A 21719-nucleotide genomic window follows, 5' to 3' on the forward strand; every position below is an offset into this window, starting at 1 on the left:
AATTAAATATAACCCGCCATTGCGGGTTATATTTTTTCTGCCCAGTTATTTTTATAGCCTTTAGCATAAAACTCAACCCATCCTGTTTTTATCTGCATTAATCTATTTAATAGTTACTAGCCCTACCCCACATTTACCTTTAAACTATGCCCCTGAAAATTATTTTAATACTTATATTTAAAGGCGAAACGCAGATGGGAAGAGCTTACCAAAACAAAAAAGATTCAATGGCTAAAACTGCGGGTGCTAAAACTAAAGTTTATTCTAAGTACGGTAAAGAAATTTATATTTGTGCTAAAAATGGCGGTACCGATCCAGACGGTAACTTATCGCTACGTCGTTTAATTGAGCGCGCTAAAAAAGACCAAGTACCGGCGCATGTTATTGACCGCGCAATAGACAAAGCAAAAGGCGGCGGCGGTGAAGACTACGTAGCCACACGTTACGAAGGTTACGGCCCGGGTAACTGTATGATTATTGTTGATTGTTTAACCGACAACAATAAACGTACCTTTGCTGATGTACGTGTTTGCTTTACTAAAGCTAACGCTAAAATTGGTGCACAAAACTCGGTTTCGCATTTATTTGATCACCTTGCAATTTTTGTATTTGACGGTGATGACGACGAAACAGTACTTGAAGCACTAATGATGGCTGATGTAGATGTAACCGACGTAGAAGTTGAAAACGGCAAGGTAACTGTATTTGCACCACATACTGAGTACAACAATACTCGCACAGCACTTGAAGAAATGGGCGTTACTGAATTTGACGAAGATTTAATTTCGTTTGTACCCCAAATAGCAGCGCCTATTGAAGGCGAAGATGTTGAGGTTATGGAGCGCTTTTTAGCTATGCTAGAAGATTGCGACGACGTACAAAACGTTTACCACAACGCAGAGTTTTAAGCGTTAATAATAAAACGTGATCAAAGGCCAACTTAGTTTGGCCTTTTTGTTTTTGTAAAATGGATTAGTTAATTTTGAATACCCTTGAACAACTACGCAGCGGTGCTTTAAGCGGTGCTCGCCACTTACAATTGGTGGAAAGCCTCACTGATTTCCCAAAAGAAATTTTTACCCTTGCCGACACCCTAGAAGTACTCGACCTATCTAATAATAACCTAAGTGATTTACCCGCAGAGTTTGCCAGTTTAACCCGCCTTAAACGGGTGTTTTTATCGTTTAATCAGTTTAAGCATATTCCTGCTGTTTTAGCGCAATGCCCAGCACTTGTTATGATCGCTTTTAAAGGCAATCAAATTAGTGAGTTTGCCCAGCATAGCCTGCCGCTTACAACACAGTGGTTAATATTAACCGACAACCGTATTGAGCAATTACCCGAGTCATTCGGCGAGCTTAAACAGCTGCGCAAACTTGCTTTAGCGGGTAACCGGTTACACACTTTGCCAAGCAGTATGCAGCAGTGTACAAACTTAGAATTAGTGCGCTTATCTGCCAATAACTTAACGCACCTAGATAACTGGTTATTTGAATTACCAAAACTTACTTGGCTGGCCTTTGCTGGTAACACCTTTAATAAAGCGCAGTGCCTAACAAAAAGCAGTTTAGAGAATAAGCCACTGAGTGATTACACATTACAGCAGGTTATTGGCCAAGGCGCCTCTGGCGTTATTCACCTTGCAAAAGCAGCAGATAAAGCGGTAGCTATTAAGTTGTTTAAAGGCGCAATAACCAGCGATGGTTATCCGCTTGATGAAGTTAATTGCTGCTTGCAGGCAAATGAACATGCCAATTTAATTAAGGTACTTGCCTATATAGAGCAAGGCAGCCAACTTGGTTTAGTAATGGAGCTAATAGATAATACCTTTAGCAATTTAGGATTACCGCCAAGTTTACAAACGTGTACTCGCGACACCTTCGAAGATGGCTGTAATTATAGTAGCCAAGCTATTTATAAAATTGTGCAACAAATGGCCAGTACCCTACAGCATTTGCATGCAAATAAAGTAAGCCATGGCGATGTGTATGCGCATAACACTATGGTAAACCAAAACGCAGATGTGTTATTTGGCGATTTTGGTGCAGCAACTAATTTAGCTATGTTGAGTGAATATCAGCGCCAGCAAATGCAATTAATTGAAGTACGCGCGCTAGGTTGTTTAATTGATGATTTACTAAGTGTTTGCAGCGACAATAATGCAATAGCCGTTAAGCTTGCGCAACTAGCTAAGCAATGCATGACAACTGATATTATACAGCGCCCCACACTTTCGCAGTTAAGCACACAGCTAACTACACAGTTGTAAAGTAAAGCGTAGTAAATTTATAAATGGCACAAAAAAACCACGCAATGCGTGGTTTTTAACGTTATTTATATAACCTTAAACTCTAAAATTATAAAAACTTACCTAACGCTTTAACTTGATCTAACATGCGGTTTGAAAAACCCCATTCGTTATCGTACCAAGCCATAACTTTAACCAATTTACCATTCGCTCTGGTTTGTGTTGAATCAAACACACAAGACGCTGGGTTATGGTTAAAATCAATAGAAACAAGCGGCAGCTCATTATATTGTAAAATGTCTTTCATTGAGCCCGTTGACGCTTCTTTCATAATTGCATTAATTTCTTCAATGCTGGTATCGCGCTTCGCAATAAACGTAAAATCAACCAAAGATACGTTAATTGTAGGCACACGTACCGACATACCATCTAACTTGCCTGCAAGTTCAGGTAGCACTAAACCAACAGCTGCAGCTGCGCCAGTTTTAGTTGGGATCATCGACTGCGTTGCACTGCGTGCACGGTATAGATCAGGATGATATACATCTGATAAGTTTTGATCGTTGGTATATGCATGAATAGTGGTCATGCTGCCTTGATCAATGCCTACCGTGTCGTTAATTGCTTTAGCAATCGGTGCTAAACAGTTAGTAGTACACGAAGCGTTTGAAATAATTTGGCTTTGTGCATTAAGTACTTCGCTGTTAACGCCATGCACTACGGTTGCATCCATATCTTTGCCCGGTGCCGAAACAATTACTTTTTTAGCGCCAGCAGTAATATGCTTAGCAGCAGCTTCGCGGCTAGTAAACAAACCAGTACATTCTAAAACAATATCAACATTTAACGCTTTCCACGGTAAATTTGCTGGATCGCGCTCTTGCGTTAAAGTAATAACATCGTCGCCAATTAGCATAGTGTTATCGGCTAGCGTTACTTTATGAGCAAATTGTCCGTGTACTGAGTCAAATTGCGTAAGATGAGCATTAACATTAGCTGGGGCTAAATCGTTAATTGCAACAATTTTAATCTCATTATTTTGTGCCGACTCGTAAAGTGCACGCAATACATTGCGACCTATACGGCCATAGCCATTAATTGCTACGTTAATCATTTTTGACTCCTATTTACTTCACAAGCTTGTCGAGCAAGCGCTTCAATAGCTTGCCAGTCTTTATTTTCAATTAGTTGTTTATCTAACATCCAGGTACCACCCACACAAATAACATTATTTAGTGCTAAGTAGTTAGGTGCAGTAGCGAGCGTTATGCCGCCCGTTGGGCAAAAAGTAATATCGGGTAATGGCCCACCGATTGATTTAAGCATGGCGGTTCCGCCTGCGGCTTCTGCCGGAAAAAACTTTAAATACTTAAAACCGTGCGACGCTAGTTTCATAACTTCGCTTGGCGTAGCAGCGCCTGGTAAAAACGGGATATCGCTCGTTTTTATCAGTTCAAGTAGCTCGTCACTAACCCCTGGGCTTACCATAAAGTCAGCGCCTGCAGCTACCGAAGCATCAAAGCTGGCTTTATCAACTACCGTACCTGTGCCTACATAGGCCTCAGGTACAGCTGCTTTCATTAGTTTTACCGCTTCTGCCGCAATGGGCGTGCGCAAAGTGATTTCCAGCGCTTTTAAGCCACCGTTATATAAGGCTCTAGCAAGTGGCGCTGCATCTTCTAATTTTTCGATTACCACTACTGGCACAACTGGCGCCGATGCTAATATTTTTTCAATACTCATTACGTGTTCCTCATTACCCACAATGGCTGATTATTCTTCAATTCCGAAAGCACTCGCACCTAAATCGGCGCTGCTTACGATATTTCTAAATCCGGTAAATAACTCTCGGCCTGTGCCAAAGGTTAAGCTTGGTAGGCTTAATTGCAGTTCACGTTTAGCAAGCTCTTCATCGCTAACATGTACTTTTAATATGCCGTTTGGTGCATCTAAAGTAACTAAATCACCTTCATGAATTTTAGCAATTATGCCGCCTTCAACTGCTTCTGGCGCTAAGTGAATTGCCGCAGGTACTTTACCCGACGCGCCCGACATACGACCGTCAGTTACAATAGCTACTTTAAAGCCTTGATCTTGTAGCGTTGCCATTACAGGTGTTAATTTATGTAGCTCTGGCATACCTTTAGCTTTAGGGCCTTGCTCTTTTAGCACTGCAATAAAGTCTTGGTTTAATTCGCCGCGGCTATAAGCATCTTGTAACTCACCTTGCGAGCTAAATACTTTAGCTGGGGCGGTTACTACTTGATGTTCAATTGCTACTGCCGATACTTTAATAACCGCTTTGCCTAAGTTACCCGTAAGCAGTTGTAAACCACCTTGCTTACTAAACGGATTACTCACTGGGCGAAGTACATCTTCATCGTGTGAGTTATCAGGGCAAGCTACCCATTTAATTTTGCTTGGGCCGGTTGCATCACTCATTATTAAGCTGTTGTCTTGATCAAGACGCGGCTCGGTCATATAGGGTGCTAAACCATCGCCTAGCATAGTTTTAACGTCGGTATGCAAGTAGCCTGCGCTGGCAAGTTCACGCATTAAAAAGCCCATACCACCGGCTGCTTGAAAATGATTTACATCAGCAGAGCCATTAGGGTAAATACGCGTTAATAGTGGAACCTCAGCTGATAAATCAGACATATCTTTCCACGTTATTTGAATACCTGCCGCTTTGGCAATAGCCACAATGTGAATGGCGTGGTTAGTAGAGCCACCGGTAGATAGCAAACCAACCAAACCATTTACTATAGTTTTTTCGCTGATCACATCCGCTAAACACGGGCTGTCTTTATCGTCGGTTAATTGCTTAAGCATGGTTTCTACCGCATTACCGGTTAAACCATCGCGAAGCTCTGTGTATGGGTTAATAAACGAGCTACCAGGAAGGTGTAAGCCCATTATTTCCATTAACATTTGATTTGAGTTAGCAGTACCGTAAAAAGTACAGGTACCAGCACTGTGGTAAGACGCGCTTTCGGCTTCTAGCAAGTCTTCGCGGCTTACTAAGCCTTGCGCAAACTTTTGACGAATACGGGCTTTTTCTTTATTTGGAATGCCTGATTGCATTGGTCCTGCCGGTAAAAAGAACACCGGTAAATGGCCAAACGACAGTGCACCAATTAATAACCCTGGGACTATTTTGTCGCATACGCCTAAACAAAAAACGCCATCAAACACATCATGCGATAACGATATTGCCGTAGACATAGCAATTACATCGCGTGAAAAAAGTGACAATTCCATGCCGTCACGCCCTTGCGTAACGCCATCACACATTGCTGGTACGCCGCCTGCCACTTGAGCTGTAGCGTCGTATTTAGTAGCAATGCTTTTAATTAAATCTGGGTAATCTTTATAAGGCACATGTGCCGAAAGCATATCGTTATATGAGTTGATAATTGCAAGGTTTGGTTGCTCATCGGCTTTTAAACGCGCTTTGTCATCGGTGCTACACGCAGCCATAACGTGGGCAATATTACCGCAGCCTAATCCAGCACGAACTCTTGTTTGTTTTTTTGCGTGCGAAATGCGATCTAAATAAGCTTGGCGGGTTGCTTTACTGCGCGTAATGATACGTTCGGTGACTTCTTGAATTCGTGGATGCAACATAATTAAACTCAGCTCTATTCGTTAGAGGATAAAGGCTCAGTGGCAATTAAAGACTCCACGTAATTAATTGCACTGAGCATCTTTGGCTTACCCGTTCAAAGGTACCTTATCAGAGGGCCTCTCACAACCTCCCTGACACCGGTGTCACTGTATTAACGCACGACCATGACACCGGTGTCAACCCTGTCTAATAAAAATAGTCACTTTTTTTAACATAGCCAACAATTTTTTATAAATAGTCATTTAATAATGTTGTACAGCATCGTTATATTTAACGACAGCCAACAAAAAGCCCGAATATGCTTTGTGCACATTCGGGCTACTGTAAATATTCGTTTTAAGTTGAGTTTATTTAACCTGCGCCGTCGACTCGCGAGTAATTAAACGCGCCTCTAGGGTCACCTGATACGCAACCTCTTGTGGCTGAATAATATGAGCAATAAGCTGAGTAACCGCTTGTTTGGTCATTTCTTCAACTGGCTGCGCTATGGTAGTTAACCCAGGCCAAATATGGCGTGCTATAGGGGCGTTATCAAAGCCAGCAATTGAAATATCATCGGGCACACGTAAACTGCGTTGAGTTGCTAATTTAAGTACGGCGGCTGCCATGTAATCGTTTGAAGCAAATACTGCGGTTGGCCGTGGCGATAAATCTAAAATACTACGGGCACTGTCTACCCCTGAATGATAACTAAAGTTACCCTCTTCTACTAAACGCTCTTCAAATTCAATACCATGGCTTGCTAACGCACGTCGGTAACCTTTAAAACGCTGTTCAGTGGCACTGTGATCGGGATGACCTTTAATAAAAGCAATTGATTTATGGCCCAGTGTAATTAAATGCTCGGTTATTTCAAATGCCCCTTGCTCGTCATTGCTGCGCACCGAAATCGAATCATCTTCAAGTACTGCAGAGGCAACGCGTGCATAAGGTATTTTTTTCGATTTTAAAAAATCAACTAGTTCAGCAAAGTCCGAAAAAGGCGGCGTTAATACAATGCCATCTAAGCGTGATGACTGCAGTAACTGATCAATATTATTAATTAGCGCTTCACCGCGCAGCTCACAAGGATGAATTAATAAATTGTAATTGTTTTCTTGGCAGGCAGCCAATGCGCCTGTTTGCACACGGGTAATATAACTTTTACTTGGATTATCGTAAATACAACCAATAATAAAACTGCGATTTTGAGCAAGACCACGGGCAATAGGATTAGGCGTATAATCAAGCTCTTTAAATACTTTAAGTACCTTTTCGCGGGTAGCTGCACTTACATTTGGCTCGTTATTTAACACCCGAGAGACTGTTTTTTTAGAAACCCCCGCATAACTCGCTACACTATTTATGGTGACTTTTTTCATCTATTTACTTCCAAATACCAGCAGCATTATTCCTGCTTACTATTATGCAAACACGCCGCAGCGCCAATCAAAGGTATATTACCTTGGGTTACTAGCGTAACAGGAACTTGCCCGTTATATTGCGACATAATACCTTTTTGTGAAAAACGTTCAACAAAACGACTCTCTAACAAGCGCGATTGCATGCGTGGCAATATACCACCGCCAATAAATAAACCGCCCAACGCACCATAAGCTAATGCTAAATCGCCTGCGGCACTACCAAGCCAGTCACAAAACTGGTTTAGGGTTGCATCGCAAACCTCACACTCGCCGGTATTGGCTAAATTACTAATTTGCGCGGCATCTAAATGCTTAGCAGTAATACCTTTAACCGCCGCCATCGCTTTATATAAATGGGCAATACCCGGGCCTGAAAAAACAGTTTCTAAAGACACATGCGGATGTTCTTTGCGTAATTCTATAAGTAACTTTGCATCTAAATCGGTAACGGCAGCCAGCGATATATGCCCGCCTTCAGAGCTAAGCACCGCACTAGACTGCGCTGTTCTAACTAGGCAAGCTGCACCAAATCCTGTGCCTGGGCCCATAACTGCAATGTTTGAGTTTTCATCGGCTTGCCCTGCTTTAATAACCACATTTTGGTTACTATCTAAATAAGGGGCAGCGTAGGCAAATGCAGCAAAGTCGTTAATAACTTCAAGCTGCAAAAAAGAAAAAGCCTGTTTAAACTCACTAACGCTAAAATGCCAACCTAAATTAGTAAGATGCACCTGCCCTGCTTTTATAGGGCCTGCCACCGCCAAACACGCGCGCACAGGTTTAATATGAGGCACAATTGATAAATAATGGCGTGTTGCATTTTGTAACGAGCCAAAGTCGGCACTAGGAAAGGTATGATTATATTCTATAACAAATTCGTTTTTTGCTGCATCAAAGGCAGTAATTAGTGCAAACCGCGCATTGGTACCACCAATATCGGCAACTAAAATAGGATCAAATTGGGCAGAAGAGTGTAAGCTCATAGTGTTATCTCTTTTGTATAATACTAATCTTATTAAAAAAATGAACATTTTAACTAATTAAATAACTTACTCACTGCGTTAAAAACAATTCATATAAAACAACTTATATGATTACTTTCGCCTTGTGGTTAAACCATTTTTTTGGCGTTATTTTTTTGCGTTTTAATAGTCCACTCTTTAATACGATTAGTATAAGCGATTCATGCTTATTATTTTACAACGGGTAACCCATTGTTCTTTTTATTACTTTAGGCTATCACCCCAAAGCAGCTATCACAGTAAAAAAATGCTGCCTATAAAAATATAGGCAGCCAATACGTTTTGACAACAAAATGATAAAACGCCCTCATTATGACACCGGTGTCATGGGTAGATCAACTAAAAAAGTGCTTAATTGATAAATTAGCTTGAAATAAATCATTAATAAACGAGAATGGCTGCATTATTCTCTTTGTTATTTAAGTAGTGCTCATGAAAGGTAAAGCAACGTCATTTGATATAGCCCATTATGCTGGAGTGTCGCAATCAACTGTATCTCGTGCTTTACGTAACAGCCCCTTGGTAAACGAAGAAACCCGTAAGCGCGTTTTCGATATAGCTAAAAAACTCAACTATAAAGTAGACAAAAACGCCAGCAATTTACGCACCCAACAAAGTAGCACCTTAGCGCTATTATTGTTTGAAGATCCAACCTCTGATGAATCACAAATTAACCCGTTTTTTTTAGCCATGCTAGGCAGTATTACCCGCGCTTGTGCTAAAGAAGGTTACGATTTACTGGTGTCGTTTCAATCGGCCAGTGCCGATTGGCAAGCCGACTACGAAGATAGCCACCGCGCCGATGGTATTATTTTACTCGGTTATGGTGATTACTTAGATTATCAACCTAAATTTAACACCCTGCTTGAGCAAAACACCAAGTTTGTTTGCTGGGGGGCAACGGTCGACAATCGCCCCGATCTGACTGTGTGCTGCGACAATTATGGTGGCGGAAAACTAGCTGCAGCGCATTTAATTGCGCGCAACAGAACCGACTGCGCGTTTATAGGCGACGCATCGGATCATAGCCCTGAGTTTTTTGCCCGTTTTCAAGGTTTTAAAGATGAACTAAGCGCTAATAACGTAACCTTAAACGAACGTAAAACAGCAAATGCAATATCGACTGAAGAGTCGGGGTATCATGCCACTCGCTCACTAATAGCCAATAACATAAAATTTAATGCACTCTTTGCAGCCAGCGATTTAATAGCCATTGGTGCAATACGCGCACTCAAAGAAGCCGGTATTAGCGTACCAAAAGATGTTGCCGTAATAGGTTTCGATAACATCGCCATTGCCAGCTATACCAACCCACCTTTAACCACGGTAGAACAAAACACCACAGTAGCCGGACAAATGTTGGTAGAAAATCTATTAAAACTAATTCGAGGCGAAGCAGTACAAAGTACCCTACTCCCTCCAATATTAATTGCCCGAGGCTCAAGTTAACAGCCTGCATTACCTTGCTTTTAAATACCACCCAACAATATAAAGTGGCTCTAGGGCAATAACGGCTTAAAATTCAAAGTAACTTATTTTATTGTTTGCGGCCTATTGTCCTTCACCTTTTACAACCAACCCAAAGGTTCACCCCAATTTAACAGCCTATTTACGCATAAGTTTCGTATTAGTTTTTCTTATCTGAAGTAAGCGTTTTTAGCGTGATTTCTCACTCGTTATTTTGCTATTTTATCTATACAATCACGCCTTTATTATAAGTGTAAATTTCAAGTGACTATCTCATGCTATTAAGTATTGTTTTTATTATTGGTATTACAGCAGAAGCCATGACCGGAGCGCTAAGCGCTGGCCGAATGAAAATGGACTGGTTTGGCGTTAGCTTGGTAGCCAGTGCCACCGCCATAGGTGGTGGTAGCGTTCGAGATATTTTACTTGGTAACTACCCGCTTACGTGGGTGCAACATCCAGAATATTTATTAATTACCTGTATGGCCGGCATTATCACCACTTGGTTGGCTAAATGGGTAGTTAAGTTTAAAGGCATATTTATGCGCTTAGATGCCCTTGGCCTAGCTGCTTTTAGTATTATTGGCTGCCAAGTTGGGCTAAATATGGGTTTACACTATGGTATTTGCGTGGTTGCAGCCATAGTTACTGGCGTATTTGGTGGTTTGTTACGTGATTTAATATGTCGTCAAGCGCCATTGGTATTACACCACGAGCTGTATGCCAGCGTTTCACTTATTGTGGCGTGTTTATACCTAGTACTGCATCACTATAATATTGATGACAATATAAGTATTATTGTTAGCTTAGTTACAGGGTACTTAATACGTATGGCATCGGTACGCTTTAAATGGCGCTTACCTGTGTTTAGTTTATTAGAACCCGCTAAGTAACTAATATTGCATGTTGTTATATGAAAGCTAACTTAATAATGGCACCACTATAAAGTAAGGTGATTAGCAGCCCAATTGCTAAAGTAACTTTAGCTTTCATTGTTTGCTTTGGCTTTTGCGTAAATACAAAAACAGTTCTATACAGCGTACTAGGCACTATAAGCAACATGCTAAGTAACGTAGGAAATACCCCCATAATAAAACCAAAACCGAATCCTGAATTTTCTACTTGAGAATATAAAGCTACAAACCCAAACCAGGCGATAGCTATTAAAAAGAAAACAGCTCCGAGTGAAATATAAAAAAGTGCCATTATTAAAAATCCCTTTTCACATAACGAGCCTGTAGATAAACTCGTTTTTTATTTATTTTTATTGATAAACAAACCATAGCCGAGTTCCTATTTTGGTTCAATTTATTACGTTATTTTATGCAGAATATAAAGTGAGAGCTAGGTATTGTTTTAATTGGTTGTTTTAATTGGTGTTTTAATTGGCTTTTTTAAAGCTCCCCCTCATTTTCATGAGGCTAGCTGTTGAGAGAACTGGCTTTTTATTAGTTATCTGTTTTGGGCTAAAGCGTATTATGAGCAACAAAAAGCCAAGGGCAAGCCACATAAAAGCATTATTAAATCGCTGGCATTTAAATGGATAAGGATTGTATTTAGGTGTTGGAAAACGAATACACCCTACGATGAATCGACGTATTTAGCAGCATTAAAACGCAGAGGCTCACCACTAGTAAAATTTGCAATTAATAGCTAAATTTTACTAGTCGTCCACCTCAGGGCGTGTTGTTAGGTATACTTTAACTGCACTATTTTTTTAAGGCGCCTTTTAATCAATCTTTGTTCACAATAAAGTCCAATAAAAACGCCAACACCAAAAGAAACAATAACTAGCATCCAATATAAAGGACTGGTAAATGATTGAATACCAGAGATGTAAAGATATAGGTTAAACGGGAGAATAAAGAGCAAACCTCCTAAGACTTTAATAAACTCTCTAAGAAGTTCAGTATCAGATTTCGCTTCATCAACATATGAGATAATAATTTCATTTGGGGTATCTTTCAGTTTAGGAAATACCTTTTGTAACCAATTTAAATAATTCAATTATGCACCCTTGTTTGCTTGTATACCTAACGCCGCCAGCATGCGCGGCTTTGTAGTGAACGCGAAGCCGCAGCGGAAAAGACGTCGCCGTGACTGGCCTTGTTATAAACCACCTTACTCACTTACTGCCGCCGATGCTGAACCAACATCTTTTTTAAACAGCAGTATGAATAGATAAATTACGCTAAAGATTGGAATAAGTGACAAAACAGCACCGAGTAAACCCGCAGCCGCTGGCTTTTGCATTTTACGACGGGCTACGTAATAGCATAGTGCGCCCATGATCAGCGCGAAAATGATTACAAATTGGCCGTACAAAGTAGCATTGATATTCAAATGAACTCTCCTTGTGGTTTATAACGCCTGCCAGCAGGGGCGAGTGAAACGAGTCCAGCCAGCTTGCTGGCGACACTGGCTGGCTTTGTTAGGTGTTTACCAATCTTCATCGAAGTCATCAACACCGTGGGCACTATGTCCAACCATATACCATTTGTCGTTTATCTTTCTGAATATATGGCTGTATGTATTTTTAGCACCATTCGTAGATTGCTCTGATATAAGCTCCACGTTCCCCTTCTTTGCCCAAAGTGGAACTTCAGACAATGCGCCGCCTAGTTCTAGGTCTTTTTCATAGACTTTTCTTTCAATGACTTTATATGCAGATTCTTCTAGAACCTTGTCTGAAAAGTGAAACGATTTAAGCTCCCAGTAGATTGTTTTTAGCGAGTCTACATCTTTGGCTCTAGTATATTCACCGTAGCACTCTAATGTTTGCTCGGGCGTATTCATCGAACACTCATCCGCTTCAACAGATAATGCAACAAGAGCCAAAAGGGATAGCAATATTTTCATCGAGCTAATATACTCCTAATTTTCATCGAGCTAATATACACCTAACAGCTTATTGAACACCACTATGGGGGTTTATAACACCCCAAAACGGCGTATATTACATAGCTCAATAGTTGCACCAAACAACTCCAATGTAAACAAGTGATTACGTGTGTTATAAAATTGTCTTTGTTAAAATATCCCAAAACGACTTTTAATAATGTTATAGGGCAAAATGCAAGTAAGTGCTTATATGCACAGCTTTACTTTAATGTGATCTGATGTGTGACTTTGTGAAACTTCTCTTTTTAATTGTGTATTACAACAAAGAGCGAACGGGGGGCTGTGCGTAGTAACAAATAGGGGCTAACGCATGTTAACCCCTATAATAAGTATGCTATTTACAGTGTGTTATTTAGTAACAATAAACCGTAAGCGGCAAGTTGATCGCCATTGAGATCGTGCTGCCAACTGGCTGTTAAACCGTCGCGTGTAATACTGCTGATGCTTTGAGCTTTGTCCGTTAGGTTAAGTACAAAAACACTTTTGCTGCCGCTTAACTCTCGCGTTATTTCTACTATGCCATTGTCGTGCTGCGTTAGCTGGTAACTGCCGTTAATAGTAAATTCTGGGCGCTGCTTTTTCATTGCGATTAAGTGCTGATATAAACGCCAAACTGAGTTTGGTTGTGCTTGCTGCGCTGCAACGCTGCGATCGCCTGCTGCTAGTTGCTTAGCAAGAAACTCTGGCCACCAGTTTGCAAAATCATCACCAAATAATGCCGTTTCTTCAACCCAACTATTGTCACTTTGCGTAAAGCCCGCTTGATGACTATTGTCCCACTGCATAGGCGCACGTTTATAAACATCGTCACCGATGCGCTGCTGCGTTAAGCCTATTTCTTCACCGTAGTAAATATACGGCGTACCTGGCGAGCTAAATAACATGGCCGCAGCTAGTTTTGCTTTACCATCGTGCTCTTTAAGTTGATAAGCAACACGTTCTTGATCGTGATTAGTTAAAAACGGTGTAAAAAAGTGCAGTGGTGCTTGTGAGTCTTTACGTTGTTGTAGGTTTTCATCAAGGATGAGTGCATTTTTACCTTTGTGCTGCTCATTAGATGGCATAGTACCAAAGAGCACATCTGTGTCGGTATCGGTTTTAAGTAAGCTCAAAATTTTATAGCCTACTTCAAAGTCAAAGCCTTGATCTAGCCCCTTACCTTCCCCATAGTACTTTGCGGCAATAGGAAGGTCGGCCCATGCTTCGCCTACTAGGTAAGCTTGTGGATTTACACTTTTTATATATTGATTAAAGTCTTGCCAATATTCTATCGTTTCTTGGGTGTCGGCTTGTGCATTTGCACCGCCTTCCATAGCAAAGCGTACTGCATCAAGCCTAAATCCTGCTACGCCTTTGTCGAGCCAAAACTTTGCCATTTTTTTCATTTCATTAGCCACATCTGGGTGGCGTAAATTTAAATCGGGTTGGCTTGCACCAAATGCACCATAATAATATTGCTTACGCGTTTCACTCCAATGCCATACGGCTTCTGGCTTGTCGTTATCGCTCCAAGCATGCCCCCAACCACTGCCTGCTTTAGGCATATCGTCACGCCATACAAAATAGTCGCTAAATGGCGCTTGTTGTTTTTCAGATTGTTGAAACCAATCATGCTGACTAGATATATGATTGATCACTAAATCTAGTATAACTTTCATACCTTTGTCATCAGCCGCTTTTATAAACGCTTCAAACTCAGCCATGCTGCCATAGTCACTTTCAACTTTATAAAACTCTGTAAAGTCATAGCCATGATAAGAAGGCGCTTCGAAAATAGGTGTTAACCACAGTGCATTTACACCTAACTCTTCTAGGTATGGGAGTTTTGCGCTCATGCCATTAAAGTCGCCATGACCATCGTTATTGCTGTCGTAAAAGCTGCGCGGCCAAATTTGATAAAATATGGCACTTTGCCACCAATCTGCTGGCTGTTCTACTGCTTTAGTTTGCGCAGTAGTTACTGCGTTATTAGTGTTAGTATTTGTTGATGGCGCAGGCGCTGGCTTACAACCAGTTAATGTTAGTGCCAGTGCTAATGCACTCAAGGTAAAGGTTTTCATTTTATCCCCTTTGTTTTTGTTGTTTATGCTAATTGCTGTATACCATTCAATTAAAGTGTAACTGTAATATGTTGCGAATGGTTTTAGCCTAATGGTTAGTTATTTTGCTGCCTCTGCCCTTGCCTTAAAAATGCAATGGTAGAGGCAGTAATTTGCTTTTATTTATAAAAATTAAGATTGTTTAACGCGCAATACGGCAACGGCTGCCAGTAAAAACGACACCGCGCCTATTAACAAAGCGTATATTGGTTGATTCTCAAAAAAGTGGCGTAATATAAGCCCTAAAATGCTGGCGGCTAACAGCTGGGGTATAACAATAAAAAAGTTAAATATGCCCATATAAACACCCATTTTACTGCTCGGCACCGAGGTACTTAACATGGCGTATGGCAGTGATAAAATAGACGCCCACGCAAAGCCAATACCTATCATTGGCCAAATAAGTAAGGTGGGATCTTTAATAACAATAAAGCTGGCTAAGCCCAGCGCGCCTAAAATTAGGTTAAAACAATGGGCGAGCTTTAAACCAACGCGCTTAACTATTATCGGAATACATATTGCAGCAAGTGCTGCAAAGCCGTTATACGCGGCAAATAATATACCTACCCAGTCAGCGCCGTTGTTATAAGCTGGGGAACTGGTATCGCTGCTGCCGTAATGAAAACCCGTTACCGCTGAAGTGGTATAAATCCACATTGCAAATAACGAAAACCAGCTAAAAAACTGCACCCACGCCAGCTGCTTCATGGCTTCGGGCATAGTAAATACGTCGTTTAATACCTGATAAAAACCGCCCGATGTAAGTTGTTTAGTTTGCAAGGCTGCCGCTATAAACTGAACAACCCCAAAACTCACTAAACCACCAGCCAATAAATACAGTTCTTTTTCTAAATTTAAGGCGCTTACCAAGGCTAAAACGGCTAAGCCTAAAACACTAAATATTATGCCCCCTTTGCTAAAGTTAATATTAGCTGTTGGTTGGCTTTGAGAAGCAGGCTCTTCTTGTTGATTAAATGCAGCGAGTTGCTCTGGCGAGTATTCTTTGGTGGTTAGAATACTCCAACCTACAGCAACCAATAAAATTACCGCGCCAAAGTAAAACGAATATTTTACTGAATCAGGAATTTGCCCAGCCGGTGCAGTATTGGCAATACCAAACCAGTTAGCCATCATCCATGGTAGTGCTGATGCAACGACAGCGCCAATGCCGATAAAAAAGCTTTGCATGGCATAACCTGTTGCACGCTGTTTTTTAGGTAGGTTGTCGCCAACTAAAGCACGAAACGGTTCCATAGTAACGTTAATTGACGCATCCATAATCCACAACATACCGGCTGCAACCCACAGCGTTGGTGAGTTAGGCATTATAAATAACGACAGTGTAGTTAAAATTGCACCATATAAAAAAAACGGACGGCGGCGACCTAACTTACCCCAGGTTTTATCACTCCAGTAACCAATAATAGGTTGTACAATTAACCCCGTTAGCGGAGCGGCTACCCATAAAATAGGTATATCATCAATGTCGGCACCAAGCGTTTGAAATATACGACTAACGTTACCGTTTTGCAGGGCAAACCCAAATTGAATCCCTAAAAAACCAAAACACATGTTCCATATTTGCCAAAAGCTTAGGTCGGGTTTATTGCTATTATTATTGTTCATTATTTACCTTATTGGTTAATACCGCGCTACTTAGTGCATTAAGGGTAAGTGTAAAACTTGCACCTTGGTCGTTATTACTCACTAACACACCGTTATGTGTTTCGAGTAAATCGTGTAACGCTAAATTTGCACCTATATTTGCAGTTGTTTGGCTATTTAAGTTAATAGTGATTGTTTGTTGTTGCTCGCTAAAGTTGCTTAGTACCAAAATCACTTGGCGACCTAAACTACGTGAAAACGCAACAACCCTGTCGCTACCCTTTACGTTTAAAGCGTGCATGTCGCCGCCCACTACCGCAGGTAAGTTATTTAACGCCATAATGGCTTTGTAGTATTCTCGTAAGCTAGCTTGCTCAGGTGTTAAATTAGCACCATCGAACTGGCCGTTATTCATCCACGCTTGATGCGCAGGAACGCCAATATAATCAAAAATACTGGTACGGGTTGGCGTGCCAAACCCGGCGTTTTCAGAGCCATCTTCGCCTACATCTTGGCCAAAATATAACAAGCTAGGCGAGCGGCTAATTAACGTAGATACCACCATGGCTGGTTTGCCCCATAGCGCGTTACCTGCAAAATCGGGGCTGGCAATACGTTGCTCGTCGTGGTTTTCTAAAAAGTGCAGCATGTGCTGTTCTATATCGGCAACTTGCTGTTGTGCATCAAAAATAGTACTCGCAGCTTGCTTATTTTGCATAATAGCTTTTAGCGTGTCGTAAAAACCCACCTTGTCGTATAAGTAATCCATTTTGCCTTGATGAATATAACCTCGGTACATTTTTGGGTTATATACTTCGGCAAGTAAAAAGGCATTAGGGTTTTGCATTTTGATTGCCGAATTTAAAAAGCTCCAAAATTCAACCGGCACCATTTCGGCCATGTCATAGCGAAAGCCATCTACGCCTTTATCTAACCAAAATAGTGCAATATCGCGAAATTTATACCAGCTGTTAGGTAGGTTTTTGTCTTGCCAAAATTCATAGTGCGCTCGGGCATCTTTAGTTGCAAAGTTTGCAGGTAGGGTTGGAAAGTCATAACTGCCATCGGGTTTAACCCCATAGTTTACTTTTACAGTTTCGTACCAGTCGTTTATATCGGGCTTGGCTGCACGTGCGCCGTTTCCTGTCCATTTAGCAGGGCTTTCGTTAAACAAGCCATCGGCTAATGGGTGTGCATCTCCCCCTAAAACTTGATATTGATCAGAGCTAGGTACTTGAAACGACTGCCCTGGCACATAATAAAAGTTATTATCTCGCGCATATTCTTTACTGGTATCGTCTTGCTCGCCAAAGTCTTTTACACCAGCAGGCCTAGCAATTGAATGATAGTTACGCGCCACGTGGTTTGGCACAATATCAATAACCACTTTCATACCATGTTGATGAGTGCGCTCAATAAGTGCAGAAAACTCTGCTAAGCGGCGCTCTGGGTTTACTGCAAGATCTGGGTTTACATCGTAGTAATCTTTTATTGCATAAGGCGAACCCGCACGACCTTTAACTACATCAGGGTCGTCTTGTTTTATCCCGTATTGGCTATAATTGCCCACCAGCGCATGATGCAACACGCCGGTATACCAAACATGGGTGGTGCCTAAATCTTTAATACCTTGCAATGCGGCGTCATTAAAGTCGGCAAATTTGCCAACCCCATTTTGCTCTTTAGTGCCCCAAGGTACATTCGCCGTTTGAGTGTTACCAAACAAACGAGTGAATACTTGATATACAACAGGTTTGCTGATCTCATCTGCAGATTTAGTTAATTGCTCATTAATTTGATTAGCTTGTACTTCACTATCTGAGCAGCCTGTTAGGTAAATGCTGCTGGCTAAAAGCAAAGGGCTATATTTAATTATCTTCATTATTGTCATAGTGCTACTTTACTACTTTGTCGTTTTTGTTATGAATTTAATACTAGTGTGAAGCGCGACTGACTGACAGCCGCTGCATACGTATTCAGTTAAGCAATTTACTCTATCACTAATACTGTGGCGCTCATGGGTGCTAATGTTATTGCATCTGTTAAATTAATTTGCTGCTTAGTAAACAAGTTTGTTGCTGTTGTATGCAGCTTAAGCACCTCTTGCATATACTCTAATGACCAATTTTTAGCCTGCTTATTTTTATTCAAAAATACCAACACTATTTGCTCATCGGCTATACGTGCATAACTGTAAATACCTTGCTGTGGGCTAAAATGCGTTAGCTTGCCATAACCTAATGCAGGGCTTTGCTTTCTAAAATTAAGTAACGTACGTAGGGTTTGGTGCATATCACGCTGTGCATTTGTGAGCCCTTTACCTGTAAAGGCATTAACTGTTTGCCCAGCAAAGCCGCCCGGAAAATCAATACGAATATCGCCGTGGTCATTACTGCCTGTGTTATCGAGTAATACTTCGGTGCCATAATACATTTGTGCAATACCGCGGGTGGTAAGCAGCATGGTCATCGCCATTTTGGTTTTATTTAGATTTTGCTTTAGCTCAGTATAAACACGGCTCATATCGTGGTTATCGGCAAATACTAAAAGGTTATTTGGATTAGGGTATAAAAAATCATTGGCAAGTGATTGGTATACTTTAACCCAACCTGTGTTCCAGCTTTCATCTTCATTTAAAGCTTGAATGAGCGCCTCTTGCAGCGAAAAGTCCATCACACTGGGTAAACTTGAAGTATAACCGTCGGTGTTATTTTTGCCCGCTTGCCAATACGATGCAATTGCTGGATTGGTAGTCCACTCTTCACCAACAATATTAAACGCTGGGTATTCGCTCATAATTGCTTTGGTCCAATTGGCTAAAAAAGCTTTGTCTGAGTATGAATATGTATCTACTCGAATACCGCTTAAATTTGCATACTCAATCCACCAAATTGTATTTTGAATTAGGTAGGTTGCCAACAAAGGTTGACGCTGGTTTAAATCGGGCATGGTTTCTACAAACCAGCCATCGCTAAATTGGCGTTTATCGAACTGGCTGGCGTGAGGGTCTTGAATAGTTTGCCTTGCATGACTAGTGGCATGCTTACCATTGGCAAACTCACCATTAAAATTAATCCAATCAGACGTTGGCTTGTCACTCATCCACACATGCTCAGAGCCAAAGTGATTAAGTACAAAATCCATCACTAAACCAATCCCCTGTTGCTGCGCTTTATTTGACAGCTCTTGGTAGAGTTCATTACTGCCCATACGGGGATCTATATTATAAAAGTCAGTAATAGCATAACCATGGTAAGAGTAGCTTGGCATATTGTTTTCAAGCGCTGGGGTTAACCACAATTGAGTTACCCCTAAATCATTTAAATATGGAAGTGCATTGATCACCCCTTGCAAGTCGCCACCGTGGCGCCCGCCTTTACTTTTTGGATCAGCGGCCTCTAACATGCCTGCTGCGGTGTCGTTACTGCTATCGCCATTTACAAAACGGTCTGGGTTAATTAAATAAAGGGTATCTTGGCTGTTAAAGCCTTTACGCTTGGCACTATTGCTGCTGCGAGTATGTAACGGGTATTCAAAGCGCTCACCCGTTGGGCTGGTAAACACTAAGTCACCAGGCTTTGCTTGCGGCGTTATTTTTAGGTTTAAAAACGCATAATTAGGGTTATCTGTTTTGCTAATACTGATTAACTTAACCCCATTGTAGGGGATTAATTGCCACTGTTGTTTAGCAATGTTTGGCTCATGCAACATAAGTTGCAATGCCTCATTTTGCATGCCAACCCACCAATTTTGTGGCGATACAGACATGGCCTGTGCCTTTGTTGCAGTAAATGGTATTGCAGTAAACAATGTTGTAGCAAACAGTGCTTTAATTAGCTTTTTCATTTAATTATTTTTCATCCTAGATAAAAATTCACTATGAGAAGGGAGTTGTTCAACCGTGTGGTTAATCAAAGCTTTTAAATCAGAAAATAATGCGAGCAGCTGCTCATCAGTTAGGGCGTTGGCTAATGGGTGATAATCATCTGCTTCAAGCCCCTGACCTATCATTACTTGCTGCCACGCTGGCTCGGCAAAAAGTTCGTCGTCTTCTCGAATGAGCTTGCCTGTTTGCTTGAACAAGGTTATTTTTTGTTGCAGCGTTTCGGGAATACTCATTTGCTGACATTGACGCCAAAATGCGTTATCTGTGCGGGTGGTAAGCTTATAATGTAAAATTATAAAGTCGCGTATGCGTTCTATTTCGGTTTTACTTTGCAGGTTATATGTAGTTACTTGCGAGTGTTTAATCCCATTATGCGGAAACAACTTAATTAATCGAATAGCCGCTGTTTGAATTAAATGAATACTGGTTGACTCTAACGGCTCTAAAAACCCACTTGAGAGTCCAATAGCAACTACATTTTTATGCCATTGTAAGCGTCGGCGCCCCGTTTTAAAACGGATCACCCGCGGCTCTGTTATTGCTTTGCCGGGCAAATTAGCGAGTAATTGCTGCTTTGCTTCGTCATCTGTTAAATGGCGGCTCGAGAACACTAAGCCGTTACCAACTCTGTGCTGTAAAGGTATTTGCCATTGCCAACCAGCATTTTGGGCAATAGAGCGAGTATAAGGTACTGGCTCATTCGCTGATTCACTTTGCACTGCAACTGCGCTGTCGCAAGGTAGCCAATGCGACCAGTCTTCAAAGCCTGTATTTAAGGTTTTTTCAATTAATAATGCACTTAGCCCAGTGCAGTCAATAAATAAGTCGCCCTTAATTACTGAGCCACTCTCAAGTGTTAATGCTTGTATATCACCTGACTGCTGACACTGCTGCACGCTTTTTATTTTACCTTCTACACGTTTAACACCGCGCTGCTGCGCAAGTTTTTTTAACAGTTTGGCATATAAGGTTGCGTCAAAATGATAAGCATAATGTAACCCTGGTAATTGGGTATTAGGCAAATTACGTAAATGGGCGAATTTACCTGCTTTTGCCGCTTGGTAGTTAACAGAAAAATCCCACAAGTCGGGGGCGTGGTTTTGCTGTTTTGCTTTTAGCCAAAAGTGATGAAACTCACAAAATGGAAAATCTTTACCTATGCTACCAAAGGCATGCATATATTTATGATTTTGCTCGCGCCAGTTTTCAAATTCAATCCCTAATTTAATCGTTGCTTGAGTGGCATTAATAAACTCATGTTCATTTATGCCCAACGCGCCATTTAAATGCGAAATTGGCGGAATACTCGCCTCTCCTACGCCAATAGTCCCTATTTGATCAGACTCAACTAAGGTGATGTTGATCACGTTACCCAATACTTTATTTAATAAGGCTGCCGTGATCCATCCTGCAGTGCCCCCACCGGCAATTACCACATTTGTTATTTTATTATTCATTTA

General features: G+C 41.2%; 18 protein-coding genes and 1 pseudogene. 5 read left to right on the forward strand and 14 right to left on the reverse strand.

What is annotated here, in order from left to right:
• Nucleotides 1-194 precede the first annotated feature (194 nt).
• A complete protein-coding gene (locus tag HC000_RS00475; protein WP_011328051.1) occupies nt 195-908 on the forward strand; it encodes a YebC/PmpR family DNA-binding transcriptional regulator in 714 nt (237 codons plus the stop codon).
• A 74-nt stretch (nt 909-982) separates the two neighbouring features.
• Nucleotides 983-2269 carry a leucine-rich repeat-containing protein kinase family protein gene (locus HC000_RS00480; protein ID WP_179806609.1) on the forward strand — a complete coding sequence of 429 codons (1287 nt, stop codon included), beginning with the start codon at nt 983-985 and terminating at the stop codon, nt 2267-2269.
• Between the two features lie 88 nt (nt 2270-2357).
• On the opposite strand, the gene gap is transcribed toward HC000_RS00480, so the two are convergent.
• The 5 genes from gap to glk all read right to left on the reverse strand — a co-directional run bounded on the left by gap (nt 2358) and on the right by glk (nt 8262).
• Nucleotides 2358-3362 (reverse strand): type I glyceraldehyde-3-phosphate dehydrogenase, encoded by a 1005-nt coding sequence (gene gap, locus HC000_RS00485; RefSeq protein ID WP_179806610.1) that lies wholly within the window; start codon nt 3360-3362, stop codon nt 2358-2360.
• Nucleotides 3359-3991 carry a bifunctional 4-hydroxy-2-oxoglutarate aldolase/2-dehydro-3-deoxy-phosphogluconate aldolase gene (gene eda / locus HC000_RS00490; protein ID WP_011328048.1) on the reverse strand — a complete coding sequence of 211 codons (633 nt, stop codon included), beginning with the start codon at nt 3989-3991 and terminating at the stop codon, nt 3359-3361. The genes gap and eda overlap by 4 nt, the downstream gene beginning before the upstream one ends.
• A 30-nt stretch (nt 3992-4021) precedes the next feature.
• Complete coding sequence (edd, locus tag HC000_RS00495) at nt 4022-5875, reverse strand: phosphogluconate dehydratase (RefSeq protein WP_179806611.1); 1854 nt, start codon at nt 5873-5875, stop codon at nt 4022-4024.
• A 348-nt stretch (nt 5876-6223) separates the two neighbouring features.
• Entirely contained in the window at nt 6224-7237 is a 1014-nt protein-coding gene (locus HC000_RS00500) for a LacI family DNA-binding transcriptional regulator (RefSeq protein WP_011328046.1), read from the reverse strand.
• A gap of 26 nt (nt 7238-7263) precedes the next feature.
• A complete protein-coding gene (gene glk, locus HC000_RS00505; RefSeq protein ID WP_179806612.1) occupies nt 7264-8262 on the reverse strand; it encodes a glucokinase in 999 nt (332 codons plus the stop codon).
• A 471-nt stretch (nt 8263-8733) separates the two neighbouring features.
• Here glk and HC000_RS00510 point away from each other — a divergent pair, with 471 nt between their 5' ends.
• Together HC000_RS00510 and HC000_RS00515 are read left to right on the forward strand one after the other, a co-directional pair.
• Nucleotides 8734-9750, forward strand: coding sequence for a LacI family DNA-binding transcriptional regulator (locus HC000_RS00510; RefSeq protein WP_179806613.1), 1017 nt, complete (start codon nt 8734-8736; stop codon nt 9748-9750).
• A gap of 293 nt (nt 9751-10043) precedes the next feature.
• Entirely contained in the window at nt 10044-10661 is a 618-nt protein-coding gene (locus HC000_RS00515) for a trimeric intracellular cation channel family protein (RefSeq protein ID WP_179806614.1), read from the forward strand.
• A gap of 16 nt (nt 10662-10677) precedes the next feature.
• Here HC000_RS00515 and HC000_RS00520 read toward each other — a convergent pair whose 3' ends face one another.
• Nucleotides 10678-10974, reverse strand: coding sequence for a hypothetical protein (locus tag HC000_RS00520; RefSeq protein ID WP_179806615.1), 297 nt, complete (start codon nt 10972-10974; stop codon nt 10678-10680).
• Between the two features lie 253 nt (nt 10975-11227).
• On the opposite strand from HC000_RS00520, the pseudogene HC000_RS18480 reads away from it, so the two are divergent.
• Nucleotides 11228-11425 (forward strand): annotated as a pseudogene (locus HC000_RS18480) (IS110 family transposase); the annotation flags it as partial.
• A gap of 32 nt (nt 11426-11457) precedes the next feature.
• Here the strand turns inward: HC000_RS18480 and HC000_RS00525 are convergent.
• The 8 genes from HC000_RS00525 to HC000_RS00560 all read right to left on the reverse strand — a co-directional run bounded on the left by HC000_RS00525 (nt 11458) and on the right by HC000_RS00560 (nt 21716).
• The gene (locus HC000_RS00525; protein ID WP_179806616.1) at nt 11458-11775 is read right to left on the reverse strand and encodes a hypothetical protein; all 318 of its coding nucleotides are present in this window, start codon (nt 11773-11775) and stop codon (nt 11458-11460) included.
• Between the two features lie 114 nt (nt 11776-11889).
• Nucleotides 11890-12111, reverse strand: coding sequence for a hypothetical protein (locus HC000_RS00530; RefSeq protein ID WP_089368207.1), 222 nt, complete (start codon nt 12109-12111; stop codon nt 11890-11892).
• A gap of 96 nt (nt 12112-12207) precedes the next feature.
• Nucleotides 12208-12627 carry a hypothetical protein gene (locus HC000_RS00535; protein WP_179806617.1) on the reverse strand — a complete coding sequence of 140 codons (420 nt, stop codon included), beginning with the start codon at nt 12625-12627 and terminating at the stop codon, nt 12208-12210.
• Between the two features lie 380 nt (nt 12628-13007).
• The gene (locus tag HC000_RS00540) at nt 13008-14729 is read right to left on the reverse strand and encodes an alpha-amylase family glycosyl hydrolase (protein WP_179806618.1); all 1722 of its coding nucleotides are present in this window, start codon (nt 14727-14729) and stop codon (nt 13008-13010) included.
• Nucleotides 14730-14900: 171 nt separating this feature from the next.
• Nucleotides 14901-16394, reverse strand: a complete 1494-nt coding sequence (locus HC000_RS00545; RefSeq protein WP_179806619.1) for an MFS transporter — start codon at nt 16392-16394, stop codon at nt 14901-14903.
• Complete coding sequence (locus HC000_RS00550; RefSeq protein WP_179806620.1) at nt 16384-18255, reverse strand: alpha-amylase family glycosyl hydrolase; 1872 nt, start codon at nt 18253-18255, stop codon at nt 16384-16386. The genes HC000_RS00545 and HC000_RS00550 overlap by 11 nt, the downstream gene beginning before the upstream one ends.
• Nucleotides 18256-18362: 107 nt before the next feature.
• On the reverse strand, nt 18363-20219 hold the full coding sequence (locus HC000_RS00555; RefSeq protein ID WP_179806621.1) for a glycoside hydrolase family 13 protein: 1857 nt from the start codon (nt 20217-20219) through the stop codon (nt 18363-18365).
• Nucleotides 20220-21716, reverse strand: a complete 1497-nt coding sequence (locus tag HC000_RS00560) for a tryptophan halogenase family protein (protein ID WP_179806622.1) — start codon at nt 21714-21716, stop codon at nt 20220-20222.
• Between the last annotated feature and the right edge of the window lie 3 nt (nt 21717-21719).

Origin of the sequence: Pseudoalteromonas sp. MIP2626 (genome assembly GCF_013414205.1) — a bacterium.
GTDB classification, from domain to species: domain Bacteria; phylum Pseudomonadota; class Gammaproteobacteria; order Enterobacterales; family Alteromonadaceae; genus Pseudoalteromonas; species Pseudoalteromonas nigrifaciens.

Coding starts and splice junctions, on each gene's coding strand:
- HC000_RS00540 (WP_179806618.1), bottom strand. CDS start 14,729: ATGAAAACCTTTACCTTGAGTGCATTAGCACTGGCACTAACATTAACT.
- glk (WP_179806612.1), bottom strand. CDS start 8,262: ATGAGCTTACACTCTTCTGCCCAATTTGATCCTATTTTAGTTGCCGAT.
- edd (WP_179806611.1), bottom strand. CDS start 5,875: ATGTTGCATCCACGAATTCAAGAAGTCACCGAACGTATCATTACGCGC.
- gap (WP_179806610.1), bottom strand. CDS start 3,362: ATGATTAACGTAGCAATTAATGGCTATGGCCGTATAGGTCGCAATGTA.
- HC000_RS00550 (WP_179806620.1), bottom strand. CDS start 18,255: ATGAAGATAATTAAATATAGCCCTTTGCTTTTAGCCAGCAGCATTTAC.
- HC000_RS00545 (WP_179806619.1), bottom strand. CDS start 16,394: ATGAACAATAATAATAGCAATAAACCCGACCTAAGCTTTTGGCAAATA.
- HC000_RS00500 (WP_011328046.1), bottom strand. CDS start 7,237: ATGAAAAAAGTCACCATAAATAGTGTAGCGAGTTATGCGGGGGTTTCT.
- HC000_RS00535 (WP_179806617.1), bottom strand. CDS start 12,627: ATGAAAATATTGCTATCCCTTTTGGCTCTTGTTGCATTATCTGTTGAA.
- HC000_RS00520 (WP_179806615.1), bottom strand. CDS start 10,974: ATGGCACTTTTTTATATTTCACTCGGAGCTGTTTTCTTTTTAATAGCT.
- HC000_RS00515 (WP_179806614.1), top strand. CDS start 10,044: ATGCTATTAAGTATTGTTTTTATTATTGGTATTACAGCAGAAGCCATG.
- HC000_RS00555 (WP_179806621.1), bottom strand. CDS start 20,219: ATGAAAAAGCTAATTAAAGCACTGTTTGCTACAACATTGTTTACTGCA.
- HC000_RS00560 (WP_179806622.1), bottom strand. CDS start 21,716: ATGAATAATAAAATAACAAATGTGGTAATTGCCGGTGGGGGCACTGCA.
- eda (WP_011328048.1), bottom strand. CDS start 3,991: ATGAGTATTGAAAAAATATTAGCATCGGCGCCAGTTGTGCCAGTAGTG.
- HC000_RS00475 (WP_011328051.1), top strand. CDS start 195: ATGGGAAGAGCTTACCAAAACAAAAAAGATTCAATGGCTAAAACTGCG.
- HC000_RS00510 (WP_179806613.1), top strand. CDS start 8,734: ATGAAAGGTAAAGCAACGTCATTTGATATAGCCCATTATGCTGGAGTG.